The organism is Candidatus Sulfotelmatobacter sp. (assembly GCA_035498555.1).
Taxonomy (GTDB): domain Bacteria; phylum Eisenbacteria; class RBG-16-71-46; order RBG-16-71-46; family RBG-16-71-46; genus DATKAB01.
In genome coordinates, this window is the sequence record DATKAB010000185.1 from 1 (window position 1) to 13767 (window position 13767).

11 protein-coding genes are annotated in these 13767 nt (G+C 68.7%); 5 read left to right on the forward strand and 6 right to left on the reverse strand.

What is annotated here, in order from left to right:
• The 3 genes from VMJ70_14620 to VMJ70_14630 all read left to right on the forward strand — a co-directional run.
• Nucleotides 1–682: hypothetical protein (locus VMJ70_14620; protein ID HTO92362.1), on the forward strand; the 682-nt coding region annotated here is incomplete at its 5' end.
• Nucleotides 683–690: 8 nt separating this feature from the next.
• Nucleotides 691–1503 (forward strand): GIDE domain-containing protein, encoded by an 813-nt coding sequence (locus VMJ70_14625; protein HTO92363.1) that lies wholly within the window; start codon nucleotides 691–693, stop codon nucleotides 1501–1503.
• Nucleotides 1504–1624: 121 nt separating this feature from the next.
• Nucleotides 1625–2203, forward strand: coding sequence for a LemA family protein (locus VMJ70_14630; protein ID HTO92364.1), 579 nt, complete (start codon nucleotides 1625–1627; stop codon nucleotides 2201–2203).
• A gap of 101 nt (nucleotides 2204–2304) precedes the next feature.
• Here VMJ70_14630 and lon read toward each other — a convergent pair whose 3' ends face one another.
• The 5 genes from lon to VMJ70_14655 form a co-directional block, all read right to left on the reverse strand.
• Complete coding sequence (lon, locus tag VMJ70_14635; protein ID HTO92365.1) at nucleotides 2305–4932, reverse strand: endopeptidase La; 2628 nt, start codon at nucleotides 4930–4932, stop codon at nucleotides 2305–2307.
• The gene (locus VMJ70_14640) at nucleotides 4925–5371 is read right to left on the reverse strand and encodes an Hsp20/alpha crystallin family protein (GenBank protein ID HTO92366.1); all 447 of its coding nucleotides are present in this window, start codon (nucleotides 5369–5371) and stop codon (nucleotides 4925–4927) included. Before VMJ70_14640 ends, lon begins: the two co-directional genes overlap by 8 nt.
• A 70-nt stretch (nucleotides 5372–5441) precedes the next feature.
• Nucleotides 5442–5624: a hypothetical protein gene (locus VMJ70_14645; GenBank protein ID HTO92367.1), complete on the reverse strand. Its 183-nt coding sequence runs from the start codon at nucleotides 5622–5624 to the stop codon at nucleotides 5442–5444.
• Nucleotides 5625–5723: 99 nt separating this feature from the next.
• A complete protein-coding gene (locus tag VMJ70_14650) occupies nucleotides 5724–7028 on the reverse strand; it encodes a family 1 glycosylhydrolase (GenBank protein ID HTO92368.1) in 1305 nt (434 codons plus the stop codon).
• A gap of 58 nt (nucleotides 7029–7086) precedes the next feature.
• Entirely contained in the window at nucleotides 7087–8949 is a 1863-nt protein-coding gene (locus VMJ70_14655) for a DUF4153 domain-containing protein (protein ID HTO92369.1), read from the reverse strand.
• Nucleotides 8950–9067: 118 nt separating this feature from the next.
• Here VMJ70_14655 and VMJ70_14660 point away from each other — a divergent pair, with 118 nt between their 5' ends.
• The gene (locus VMJ70_14660) at nucleotides 9068–10360 is read left to right on the forward strand and encodes an MFS transporter (GenBank protein ID HTO92370.1); all 1293 of its coding nucleotides are present in this window, start codon (nucleotides 9068–9070) and stop codon (nucleotides 10358–10360) included.
• A 237-nt stretch (nucleotides 10361–10597) separates the two neighbouring features.
• Here VMJ70_14660 and VMJ70_14665 read toward each other — a convergent pair whose 3' ends face one another.
• On the reverse strand, nucleotides 10598–11629 hold the full coding sequence (locus VMJ70_14665; GenBank protein HTO92371.1) for a squalene/phytoene synthase family protein: 1032 nt from the start codon (nucleotides 11627–11629) through the stop codon (nucleotides 10598–10600).
• Between the two features lie 138 nt (nucleotides 11630–11767).
• On the opposite strand from VMJ70_14665, the gene VMJ70_14670 reads away from it, so the two are divergent.
• Entirely contained in the window at nucleotides 11768–13642 is a 1875-nt protein-coding gene (locus tag VMJ70_14670; protein ID HTO92372.1) for a carbohydrate binding domain-containing protein, read from the forward strand.
• Nucleotides 13643–13767: the final 125 nt, after the last annotated feature.

The window sequence follows — 13767 nt, forward strand, 5'->3', positions numbered from 1 at the left end:
TGAAGTGATGCTCGAGAGCCCGCTCTTCTCCCCGATCGGGGCCCGCCCCTGCGCGGGATTCCAGCTCGAGGTCGCCGGAGTCGGGCGCTCGATCCGTGGCGTGGTGGAAGAGCGCCGCGGGTTCCGCATCGGCCAGGGCGGCGTGATCGCGCGCGTACCGGGCGGTATCGGCCGCTGGAACCTCGATCCGACCGCCACGCGCACGATCGAGGCGGGCGAGCCGGTCTCGGCCAATCTCGCGGCGCTGCTCCAGCGCGTGCCCGAGGCGGTGTGGCTGCGGCGCGCGGGCGTCACCATCACGCTCACCGAGCGCGCGCTGCTGGCCGGCCGGCCCTGCCACGTGGTCGGTACGGTGCGCTCGGCGCAGGCGGTGAGCTACGAGGACGAAATGTCGCTCGAGCGCACCGGCACCGATGACGTCGACCTGATGGCCGAAGCGCTGGCGGTGAGCGCCGCGGTGGGCGCGGTGTCGAAGCACACGCCGGCCGAACCGACGCTCGCCTTCGGCGGCGGCGAGCATCTCGGCTACCTGCTGGTGAGCAGCGGGCCGCCCACGCCGACGCTGCTGCGTGTTTCGCCGCTGCGCGTCGCCGGCGTCGCGCTGGGGCCGGCGCTCACCATGACCGGCATTCTCTATCTCGCCGCGCTCGCCGACGTGCTGCGCGCGGCCGGGCGGTCCTGAGCGGCGCCATGCACGCCGGAGCCTTTCCCTTCTATGCGGCGGTCGCGCTCGGCGGCGGGCCGATCTGGTTCCTCCATGGCTTCCAGAGCCTGCGGAAGAAGCGGCTGATCGAGAACACGCCCACCGCGCGCATTCGCTCGATGGCCATGGGGCTGGTCGAGGTCCAGGGCACCGTCGTCGCGCGCAGCGCGCTGGCCGCGCCGTTCTCGGGGCGCTCGTGCGTCCACTGGGAGCTGGACATCTCGACGCGCAGCGGACGCCAGGGCTGGAACGTGGTCCATCGAGCCTCGTCGGGACAGCCGTTCTTCATCCGCGACCAGACCGGCGTGGCGCTGGTCTACCCGCAAGGGGTCGAGTCGCACATGAACTTCGGCGTCGAAGAGGACTGCTCGGGTCCGGTGTTCCCCGCCTGCTACGAGCAGTACATGAAGGAACACTGCGGGATGAAGAGCAACCTCTGGCGGCTCGGCACCGTGCGTTTCCGCGAGCGCATTCTCGAAGACTCGCAGGCCGTATTCCTGATGGGCACGGCCACGCCGCGCTCGCGCGCGCTCGACATCTCGGGCGGTGACGAGCTGATGGCGACCGGCACCGACGGCGCGCCCGTCCAGCGGCCGCACACCATCGACGACGACGTGAAGGCCATCATTCGGCAGGGCCAGGAAGAGAAGACCTTCATCCTCAGCCAGCAGTCCGCGAAGATGGTCGAGTGGGAGCTGGGCTTCCACGCGCTGGCGGGGGTGCTCGGGGGCCCGACGGTGACCCTGATCGGGCTCGCGTTCCTGCTCGACCTCATGAGGCACGGCCACTGGAAGCCCTGAAGCCGAGGGGGCTACCGGCCGATAACTGCACGGTGGCGTTCGCCGGCCACGGGCCGGCGCGACGAACGCGCCAGGACCGCCCCGCCCCGGTCACGGCCGCCTGGATTCACGGAGGAAGACCATGCACGTCGGTGAGACGATCGGCCTCGCTCTGGTTCTGTTTCTCGGACTGGGGGTCTCCGGGTATTTCCTGACCCTCTACAACAGTTTCGTCTCGCTCAAGCAGAACGTCGGGCGCGCGTGGGCGAACATCGACGTGCTGTTGAAGCAGCGGCACGACGAGATTCCCAAGCTGGTGAACACGGTCGAAGGCTACATGCAGCACGAGCGCGGCGTGTTCGACAAGCTGAGCGAAGCGCGTGGCGCTCTGGCGCAGGCGCGCGGAGTGGCGCAGCGCGCCGAAGCCGAGAGCATGGTGACGCGGGCACTCGGCGGACTGTTCGCGGTGGCCGAGGCCTATCCCGACCTCAAGGCCAATCAGTCGTTCCTGCAGCTGCAGGCGCGCATCAGCGACCTCGAGAACCAGATCGCGGATCGCCGCGAGTTCTACAACGACATGGTGACCACCTTCAATACCCGGCTCGATCAGCTTCCCGACAAGTTCGTGGCGCAGTGGCTCAACTACACGCCGGCCGAGTTCTTCAAGGTCGCGGACGCCGACCGCCAGGACGTCGAGATCCATTTCAAGATGGCGAGCTGAACGAGCGCCGTCTCACTTGCGGGCCGCAACGCGCGACGCCCGCCGGGAAAACCCGGCGGGCGTCTCAGCTTCGAGGCTCGCGCGGCGTTCTCGGCCCGGACCTAGCCGCCCTTGCGCGCCGCGACCGGCGCCACGCGCGGCTTCACGCGCTCGCCCGGCGCCTGGCCCTTCTTCACGGCGTCGCCGTTGCCGCCCCGCGCTCCGACCTTGGCGCCGGGCGCCGACTCGAGCGCCAGCTCGAGCACCTGCTCGATCCGCTCGACCGGGCAGAAGATCATGTGGGTGCGCACATCCACCGGAATCTCCTCGAGATCGTTCTCGTTCTCGCGTGGGATGATCACGGTGGTGAGGCCGGCGCGGTGGGCGGCCAGCACCTTTTCCTTGAGCCCGCCGATCTTGAGCACGCGGCCGCGCAGCGTGATCTCGCCGGTCATGGCGATGCCGGGAAGCGCCTTGCGCCGGGTGAGCAGGCTCACCAGTGCCGTGCACATGGTGATGCCCGCCGAAGGGCCGTCCTTGGGGATCGCGCCGGCCGGCAGGTGCAGATGGATGTCGGATTTCTCGAAGAAGTCGGGGTGGATGCCGAGCTCCTCGGCGTGCGAGCGCACGTACGACAGCCCGGCCTGCGCCGACTCCTTCATCACGTCGCCGAGCTGGCCGGTGAGGATCAGCTGCTTGGATCCCGGCATCAGCGACGCCTCGACGGTCAGCACCTCGCCGCCGACCGGCGTCCACGCCAGTCCCAGCACCGCCCCGGGCGTATCGAGCTTGGTGGCGCGCTCGAACTCGAATTTCTCGGGCCCGAGCAGCTCGCGCACGCGTTTCGCGTCGAGCTTCTTCGACACTTTCTTGCCCTCGGCGATCTCCTTGGCAGAACGGCGCAGCACGTTGGCCAGCTCGCGCTCGAAGTTGCGCAGCCCGGCCTCGCGCGTGTACTCGCGCACCACCTTGAGAATGCCCTCGTCGGTGAACTCGAGGCCCAGCCCTTCGAGCCCATTCTCGCGCAGTGCCTTGGGAATCAGGTGGCGCTTCGCGATCTCGAGCTTCTCGGCCTCGGTGTAGCCCGATAGCTCGATCACTTCCATGCGGTCGCGGAGCGCCGGCGGCACCGGGTCGAGATAGTTGGCGGTGGTCACGAACAGCACCTGTGACAGATCGAAGGGCACGTCGAGGTAGTGGTCCATGAAGGTCGAGTTCTGCTCGGGATCCAGAACCTCGAGCAGCGCGCTCGAGGGATCGCCGCGGAAGTCGGCGCCGAGCTTGTCGATCTCGTCGAGCATGAACAGCGGATTGCGAGAGCCGGCGCGGCGGATGCCGCGAATGATGTTGCCTGGCAGCGCGCCGATGTAGGTGCGGCGATGCCCCCGGATCTCGGCCTCGTCGCGCACGCCGCCCAGCGACTGGCGCACGAACTTGCGGCCCAGCGCCTTGGCGATCGAGCGCCCGAGCGAAGTCTTACCGGTGCCCGGTGGGCCCACGAAGCACAGAATCGGCGTGCGCGCGTCCTTCTTGAAGCGCCGCACCACCAGGAACTCGAGGATGCGCTCCTTGATCTTGTCGAGGCCATAATGGTCCTCGTCGAGCACCTTGCGCGCGTGACCGAGATCGAGGTCGTCCTCGGTCGAGATCGCCCAGGGCATGTCGCACAGCGTCTCCAAGTAGGTGCGCGCCACCGTGTACTCGGCTGCCTGCGGGGGAATGCGCTGGAGCCGCGCCAGCTCGCGGTCGGCTTCCTTGCGCACCTCGGGCGGCATCTGCGCCTTCTCGATCTTTTCCTTGAGTTCGTCGAGCTCACGCTGCGAGTCGTCGCCCTCGCCCAGCTCTTTGCGGATCGCCTCCATCTGCTGGCGAAGCACGAACTCCTTCTGGCCCTTGTCGATGGTCTCGCGCACCGATTCCTGGATCTGCGCCCCGACCTCGAGCACCTGGAGCTCGCGCTGCAGCAGCTCGGTGAGCAGCTTGAGCCGCGCCGTCACATCGAGCTGCTCGAGCACCCTTTGCTTGTCCTCGGCGGGCAGGTCGAGCAGCGAGGCGATGAAATCGCCGACGCGCCCGGGGCCGGCCTGACTGCGCGCCGCCGCCACCGCCTCGTCGGGCACGTTCGGAGAGAGCGCGACGATGCGCTCGAACTGGGAGATCACCGTCTTCATGAGCGCTTCGGTCTCGACGTCCTCGTGCTCGATTTCGGAGAGCGGCGAGATGTTGGCCTTGAGATAGGGCTGGGTCTGCACGACCTCGCCGAGCCGGATGCGGCCGGTCCCCTGCACCAGCACCGTGAGCCGGTCCTCGGCCACGCGCACCATGCGGAGCACGATGCCGAGCGAACCGACCGGGTAGAGGTCGCCGGGGCCGGGCTCGTGGCTGGTGGGATCGCGCTGCGTGAACACCGCCACCGTGCGGTCGCCCGCCATCACGTCATTGAGCAGCGTGACGCTGGACGGACGCCCGACGTTGAGCGGCACGATCGCGAACGGAAACAGCACCGTGCTGCGCACCGGCATCACCGGAGCGATGCGCGCGGAAGGCGTGGGCGGGGCGAGCGGCGAACCCGGCGGCGCCGACGGATCGAACGGCGCGTGTCCGCCGGCCAGCTCCGGCATCGCCGGCATCGCGCCGGCCGGCACGATCAGCGGTTGCGAGCTGCGCGCCCCGGCGGCAATGGTCTTGACCGGCTTGCGGGGTCGACGCGCCGGCCTGCGGACCTTCTTCGAAGCTCGGCGGTCAGCCATGGCGGGGTTCCTCGATCGCGACTTCGCGGGTCTTGCGGGCCGGCACGCGCTTCAACTCGATCTCGAGCATGCCGTCGCGATAGCGCGCAACGATCGACTTTTCGTCGGCGTCCCAGGGAAGCTCGATGGTGCGCCGGAAATTGCCGAAGTAGATCTCGGCGCGATGATAGTGCGACCCCTGGGTCTCGCGCGGCGGCTCGCGGCGGCCGCTGACCTCGAGGGTGCGATCACGCAGGCGGACGTGCACCTGCTCGCGCGGCACGCCCGCCAGCTCGAGCAGCACGCGCGCTGAAGTGGGAGAGACCACCAGGTCGGCGGGCGGCGACCACGACGGCTCGCTGAAGTGCGAGGCCGGATGGCGGTGATAGACGAGATCGTGGAAAAGGCGCTCGACTTCGCGCTGCAAGCCTTCGAGCGTGTCTTCGGGGTCGTGGGCCATGGCGTGATCCTTTGATTCAGGAGGACGCCGAAAGGCTAACGCACGGGCCGAAACCCGTCCAAGAGCCGCTCTAGAAGCCCTGAGTCCAGGTATGGACGGTGCGCGAGATCTTCAGGCTCTCGCGCCGGCAGCTCTCGAGGAACGCGCCGCTGTTTGGCCACGAATGCTTGCCGCAATCGCAGGCCAGCCGGCCGTTGGGGCGCTCGGTGACGGCGCAGGGCTTGCCGTCGTGTTCATGACAGTAGGGACACATCGATCAGGTTCCTTCCCGGTGCGGCCATCCTTGGGGGTTGCCGATCACGTTAGCGCAGCGATCTCGCTGCCGCAAAGGCGGCATCGGGCCGGCGAGATTTCAGCTCGCCGGCGCGGGCTCGACGGCGTTGGCGCGTACGATGCGCGCGAAGACTTCGGCGCTCTCGCGCCGTCGGCGCGGCTTCGTCGCATCATTGAAATCCACCGCGTAGAGGCCAAAGCGTCCCCGATACCCGTCCGACCATTCGAAATTGTCGAGCAGCGACCAGTGGAGATAGCCGATCACGTCGGCGCCGGACTGAATCACGCGCGCCAGCGCGGCCAGCGAGTCGCTGATGAACTTTGGCCGCCACTGATCGCGGGCGTCGGCGATGCCGTGCTCGGTGATCAGAATCGGCTTTCCGGCCCTGGCCGCCGCATGCGCCGCTTCGGCAAGTCCTTCGGCCCAGATCTCCCAGTGCAGATCGTTCCTGGGCGCGCCGACCCTGGCGGTGTGCGCCTCGCGCCCGAGCGCGTGCACCATCCAGCGCGTGTAGTAGTTGAGGCCGTACCAGTCGAAGGCGTCCTTCAGTTCGGGCACCTCGCGTCTCACGGGTGGCGCGCCGGGAATCGACAGGTCGATCATGCCCGTCACCTGCGCCGACTCGACGGCCACATTGAACATCTGGTTCTCAATGGCCGCGCGCAGCGCGTCGAGTGGCGACCAGGGATTGGCGGCCACCAGCTGCGGGCGATGCTTGGCGAAACCGACGCGGGCGCTGAAGCCGTCGCCGTCGGCATCGGCGCGATCCTCCTCGTGCAGCACGCGGTAGGCGCGCCCATGGGCTTCGAGCAGATTGCCGATCACGCACAGCGCGGCGCCGTCGTCGCGCTTGCGCGGCGGCCAGACCGCCTCGCTCATGCCGCGAAACGCATAGACCTCGGGTTCGTTGACCGTGCACCACCAGTCCACTTCGCCGCCGAACTCGCGAGCGCAGAAGCGGACGTACTCGCAGTACCGGTCGATGGTCTCGGGATTCTCCCAGCCCCCTCGATCGGCGATCCAGCACGGGTTGGTGAAATGGTGGAGCGTGACCAGCGGAGTGATCCGGTGGCGCTTCAGCGAGGCCAGCACCTGGTGGTAGTGCTCGACCTCGGCGGCGTTCCAGCGGTCGCGCTCGGGCTCGAGCCGGCTCCACTCGATGGAGAGCCGGTGCATGTTGTGCCCGTCGGCTTCGGCCAGCGCGAAATCCTGATCGAACAGCTCGTAGTGTCGGCAGGCGTCGCCGCTCCGGTCGCCATCGGCGATCGCGCCCGGGATCTGCTCGAATCGCCACCAGTCGTTGAGGCGGTTGCCGCCTTCGACCTGGTGAGCCGACATGGCGGTGCCCCAGCGGAAACCGGGCGGAAACGAGAGCGCGGGCACGCTCAGCTTCGCGACAGACCGGGACGATTAGGCATCACGCGCATGTTAAACGCGCAACTCAGGGCCGGCCAGTCGCGATCGAGTCCGGCGCGGGTACGAGCAGCGAGAAGTAGAGCTCGCCGCCGAGACCGTAGAGGCGCGGCTCGGGATGCGAGCCGCCAGCGAGATACTTCACCACCAGGAAGCCGCGAGCGCCCGAACCTTGGAGGGCCAGCCGCTGCGGCTCTCTGATCGACGGGACGCTCGCGCTCGAGAACGCGATGATCGAGTCGAGGCTTGCCGTGGCGAGCGTGTCGGCGACGGTCGCGCCGCGGGAGGTCGCGCGATGCGGTCGCTCTTCACTCAGGATCAGCCGGCGACCGCGCGCGTCGCATGCGAGTTCCAGCCTGCGAGCGCCCGCGCCGAAATCGGTGACGGTTCCCGCGACGGTGACGTGATAGTCGAGCCCCTCGAGCGCGGTGGCGGCCGGGTGGTCGGTGGTGGTCGCGGAGAACGAATACCCGCCGGGGCGCTGATCGTGCGCTTCCCACGGGTTCACGTAGCCAATGCCCATCCGCGCGAGCACCCGGCCGGCGCGCTCGTAGGAGGGCGCCCGGTCGGGATCGATGAAGCCGCTGTCGGCGGCGGCGGCGAGGTCGCCGAGCACCGGGCGCACCGCGGCGCTTCCGTGAGTTTGCAGCAGGTAGGTCAGCGTCGAGCTGAGCTGCCTCCGCTCCTCCAGGCTCAGCTCGACCGGATGAACCACCAGCCGATCGGCGCGCCACAGGCCATTGGCCTCGAGAATCTTCACCAACCGGGCGCGCTGGCTGGCCAGCGAGATGCCGTACGCGCTCCAGGGGCCGGCGAAGGTGAAGAGCGCGAGCGCTCCGAGCGTCGCCGGGATCAGCCGGATGTCGCCGTCGCGGCGGGCGATGAAATAGACGCTGATCGCGGCGAGCCAGACGGTGAGCGCGATGACGAAATAGCGATCCTCGGTGACGCCGTATTGCGCCACCCGCTTGGCGATGGCCAGCGCCAGCATGATGATCGAGGGAATGAGCGCGACGTAGAACCAGCGCCCGAACGTGCGCACCCAGACGTTTTCCGCACGGTCCCGCACCGGATGGACCAGAAGAATTGCCAGCGTGCCGGCAGCGGCCTCGGCCGAGACCAGCCATCCAATCAGACCGCTGGGCCATTTGCCGGTGGCGAGCACGCGCACCAGGTAGGCGGAGAGCAGCACCTGATACACGGCGACCAGCGGAACCAGGATGAACTGCGCGAACACCTTGAGCGTGGCCGGGTACTCGTCGCGCCGATCGAGCTCGGCGAGGTCCCCGGGAATCCCGGCCATGAAGAACCAGGGATGAAAAACGAGATAGATCCACGACGTCAGCAGCCCAAACGCCTTCGCCGAGACCGTGATCCCAAACAGCGGCTTGAGCGAGGCGAGCGCGCCCTCGAGCCCGAGCATGAGCACGCTCGAGAAGATCGAGGCCACCACGAATCGCTCGAGCAAGGCGCGGTTGTACTGCCAGAAGCCGCGGGGCTCCCGCGCCGACAGGTAGGGAAGAAACGCTGCCAGCGAGTGAGCCAAGACGCTGAGCTGCAGGTAGCGCCGCCACTGGACCTCGGTCGTCCAATGCGGCCACAGCCAGATGATCGCCGCCAGGCACGATGCCGCAGCGATGGGCGGCAACATCCGCGCCACCGGTGAGGCCCCGGCGCGGAGCCGCTCGTCGAACAGTGTGAGGGCGAAGAACACCGGGATGCCGAGGGCCAGCACCAGCGCCGCGGCGATCAGGTGCTCGTCGGTGCGGTTGGCGAGGATCAGCCCGTCGGCGATCGCGCACGCCGCCCAGGCGCATGCCAGGGCCGACGGGAAGCGTCGCAACGCCCGCGCGGCCGAGCGCCGTACCGATTGAAGCGAGGCGAAGCGCACGCCGGAACTATCGGCAGTTGGGGGCGCGATGGCCAGCGGAAACCGCGAGCCCCAACGAGCTCCGCGAGCCGCCCGCAGCCTTCGCCGGCGCGCGGCCTCGTGCTAGCGTCGCCGCGCCATGCGCCTGATTCCCTCCGCTGCGACGCTCGACGAGACATTCCGGGCGCTCCGCCACCGCAACTTCCGCCTGTTCTGGATCGGCCAGATGATCTCGCTGATCGGCACCTGGATGCAGAGCGTGGCGCAGGGCTGGCTGATGCATCGCATCACGAACTCGCCGATGATGCTGGGTCTCCTCGGATTCGTGCAGTTTCTGCCGGTGATGGTGTTCGCGCTGCCGGCCGGCGTGATCGCCGATCACATGGACAAGCGCAAGCTGCTCTACATCACGCAGGGATTCTTCCTGCTCCAGGCCGGGGCTCTCGCGGCGCTGGTCACGTTCGGCGTGATCAAGGCGTGGATGGTGCTGGCGCTGGCGTTTGCGTTCGGAGTCTTCAACTCCTTCGACCTCCCGCTGCGCCAGTCGTTCCTGGTGGAAATGGTGGGCAAGGCCGATCTGCCCAACGCGATCGCGCTCAACTCGGCGGCCTTCAACGCGGCGCGCGTGCTCGGCCCGGCGATCGCCGGCGTGCTGGTGGCGAGCATTGGCGAAGCGGGTTGCTTCTGGCTGAACGCGCTCTCCTACGTGGCGGTGCTGGTCGGGCTCGCGATGATCGAGCTGGAGGTGCGCGCGCCCGCGGTGCCGCAGGACACGCTCGAGAAACTCGCCGAAGGCGTGCGCTACGCGTGGGGCGTGACCGCGATCCGCAACTTGCTGGTGCTGCTGGCGCTCACCGCCGGCATCGGCTTCCAGTACATGGTGCTGCTGCCGGTCTACGCCCGCGACATCCTCCACGGCGACGCGCGTATGTACGGGCTGCTGGTCTCGGCGTTCGGCGTCGGCTCGCTGCTGGCCGCGTTCTGGATGACGCGCCCCATGTCCCGCTGGGATCTGCGTCACCAGCTCCTGATCGGGCTGGCGAGCGCGGGGTTCGGCATGGCCGGCTTCGCCTGGTCGCGCTTGCCGGCGCTGACCATGGCGATGGGTTTCCTCGCCGGTTTCGGCTTGATCCTCTACGTGGCCAGCACCAACACGCTGCTCCAGCTCACCACCGAAGACCGTTTTCGCGGGCGCATCATGAGCCTCTATACCCTGATGTTCGTGGGCACCTCGCCGCTCGGCGCCCTGATCTCTGGCGGGCTCGCCCAACGCTGGGGAGCCCCGATCGCCACCAGCTTCTGTGCGGTCGTGCTGCTCGCGGGCGCGCTGTGGGTCAGCGCGCGGCTCCGCGTGCTGCGCGCGCTCGAAGCCGCGCAGGCGCCCCCGCCGGCGCACGATCTCCCGGCCGCCGAGCCGGAGCGGGTGGGCTGAAGCATGGGCCAGGCTCCGTTTGGGTCATGCTCCGAAGATTGGTGGATGGTGCAGGACGTGCAGGGACTGACCCTGCATGTCGCCAGCGGGCCGCGAGCACGCCGGCCCTCCGGGTCGGGAGTGCCGGTGGGCCATTCACAGCATCGCTCCTCCTCGGCGGGTGAGCCCACCCAGCCTGGTCGTCGCCCTGGCCCACCGTCACCCCCAACGTGCTCGTGCGGCGTTCCGAAACGGAGCCTAGCCGCTGGCGGCGTACAGCCGGCGCATGGCGCCCGAGTGCGATGACACCATCGCCGACGCCACCGCCGCACCCCACAACTCCGCGCGTGGCAGCCTGGGACGCTTGGGGCTGGCCGGGAAGCGCGGGTCGCGATGGGCGTGCCGAATCGAGCCGAGCGCCCACAATGCCGGCCACAGGCAGAACCAACGGTAGCGCAGGTGCCGGGCCGGAATGAGATCGACGTAGTCCGGGACGCGCGCCAGTGCCGCGCGGGCCAGCGCCTCGAGGCGCGCCGCCAGCGACCGCAGCCGCGGTTCTCCCGGGCGCAGCAGGTCCGCGACGGTCAGCCCTTCCTCGCGCAGCCAGGCGGCGGGGATGAAGCAGCGGCCGGCAGCGACGTCGTGAGGCCAGTCGAGGAGCACGTTGGTGAGCTGTAGCGCTTCGCCGACCGTCGGCGCCAGCGCGAGCCTTCGCCGGGCGCGTTCGCTGTCCGGATCGCCCGCGACATCGCCGAACAGTCGCGTGAGCATCTCACCCACGCAGCCCGCCACCACGTAACAGTAGTCGTGGAGCTCTCCCTCATCGTCGAGATAGGGAACGGTGCTCCCCCGCTCGGCGGCGCGCGACGCATAGCGGCACATCCCGGCCGACATCGTGTCGAGGCATCGGCCGATGGCGTCGCGCTCGGGCGGGGCGAAGGCGTGATAGACGCGTGCGACCCGCGGGAAATTTCGGACCAGCTCGAGATCGGCGCGTGGTCGGCATTCGCGCGGCGTGGCTGCGGCCAGCGAGTCGGCGGCGCCCCGATCGCCGGACATGGCGGCGCGAAAACGCTCGAACCGGCCGCGAATCTCGGCCGGGGATCCGGGCCACGAGTCCTCGAGAGCGTCGGCGGTGCGGCACAGGAGGTAGCCCGCGCACACCGGGTCGCGCATCGAGCGGCCGAGCAACCGGATGTTGATGGCGAACGTGCGCGAGACCCGGGGCAGGATCTCGTGGCAATAGGCGAGATCGCCGGCGACCGCGCGGGGAAGCGGAGCGCGACTCATGGCGCGAAGGCTAGCATCGGGAGCGCCGAGGGACTACCGTTCCGGTCGTCGCGGGTCGGATGCCCCACGCCGGCTTCGAAGCTCGTTCGCCCTCTTCAAGTCCGCTCGATTTCGGGCCGATAACTTCGGGGATCCACCGTGTTCAGCCACCGCCCCCTCCTCGCGGCCGCCATCCTCGCGGCCACTCTCGTCGCTTCGGGCCAGGCGCGCGCGCAGAATTACCCGCGGCTCGCGCTCTACGGCTCGATATACGGCGATGGCTATCCGCTGCTCGATTCGACCGGCACGGCGGTGCCGGGCGTGCTGGATCAGATCGCGCGCTACGATCTGGTGACCCTCGAGGCCAGCCCGATTACACCCTACCGGCCGGATCTCCCGGCGGCGCTGCGCGCGCGGCATCCCGGCATCCAGCTGCTGGCCTACGTGCACGGCCACTATTGCTACTACTCGCTTCAGTCCGACTCGCTCGTTCATTACCCGACGCGCTACTGGCGCACGGTGCGCGATCTCAACGGCTTCCTCTACAACCAGTACGGCGAACTCTACGGCTCCCGGACCACTCAGTTTGCGGACGTGAACATCGCCAAGCGCGACGGTACGGGGCGCTACGTGGTGGCGGAAGCGCTGGCGCAGCTCTTCCACGACGCGATCATCAGCACCGGGATGTGGGACGGTCTCTTCATCGACACCTATTGCGACAACATCGAGTGGATGCAGAGCGCCGGGGAACAGATCGACTACGCGCGCGCCGGCTATCCGAGCCTGAGCAGCTTCTCGGCCGGCTGGAGAGCCGGAACCGACACGCTGGCGGCGCGGCTGCGCCAGCTGTGCGGGCCGAGCGTGATCCTGGCGGGCAATTGCGCGGCCGGGACCAAGTATGCCTGGTTCAACGGCTGGATGCGCGAGAACTTTCCGTTCCAGAACGGCGGCACCTGGTTCACCAACATGTACAACGATCCCGGCGGCTATCTGATCGACGAGACGCGCTGGGTCACGCCGAGACACAACTTCATCTTCACTGCGACCAACGGCACCGGCGTCCCCTACATCGCCGACAACACGCGGCGCGTACGATTCGGCCTGGGCAGCGCGTCGCTCGGCAGCGGCTTTCACGTGTTCGGCCCGGCCGCGCGCCAATCGCGGCCCGACCAATACATGGCGTGGTGGTACGACGAGTACGCGGTCGACCTCAACTCGGGCGCGGCCACCGGTCAGCTCTCCAACACCGGCTGGCTCGGCCAGGCGCTCGGCCCGTGCTATCAGATGGTGTGGGTGGGTCCGGGGCCCGACGCGGTGGCCAACAGCGACTTCGAAAGCGGCGTCACGTCGGGCTGGCGCCTCTCCACCTCGGTCGGCTCCACCGTGAGCGCCGACACGACCAGCGCTCCGGAGGGTTCGGTCTCGGCGCACATCACCGTGCCGGTTGCCAATCCGGCGGTGCCCTGGGCGACGAGCTTCGCGACCACCGGGACGATTCCGCTGATCGTCAATTCGCAATACGCCGCGACCTTCTGGGCGAAGGCGGCCTTTCCGCGCACGCTGCGCGTCATCACCGGCCCGCCGACTGGAGGCGGCGAGTACGCCTACCAGATCATCAACCTCGACACGCAGTGGCGCCGCTATCAGGTGATCCTGGTCTCCGACGCGTCGGGGGCTGGCCTGCTGAGCTTCCATCTGGCCGGCGAGACCGGCGACGTGTGGCTCGACGACGTGCATTTCAAGGCCGGCACCAGCAGCGTGTATCGAAGGGACTTCCAGAACGGCACCGTGCTGGTGAATCCGGGCTCGACCGGTCAGAACGTTCAGCTCGAGGCGGCCTACCGTCGCATCAACGGCACGGCGGATCCCACCGTGAACAACGGGCTCAATTCCTCGACTCAATGGGTTCCCGCCAACGACGCGTTGTTTCTGATCGGGGTGGATCGCATTCCCCCGGCGCAGGTGAACGACCTGCACCCGGTGCCGCCCGGAACCGCGTCGGTGCGCGGGCAGAAGCCGCGCAACGACAGGTAGGCGGGAAGCGCCGGCCGGGTCAAGCGAGGGTCCTGCTCCGGAAATTGCAGTTGCGCCCGCTGATGCCGGAGCCGCTTCCGGCTCGCCCCAAGCCTGTGCTAGCTTGCGGCCTCCATTCCACTTGG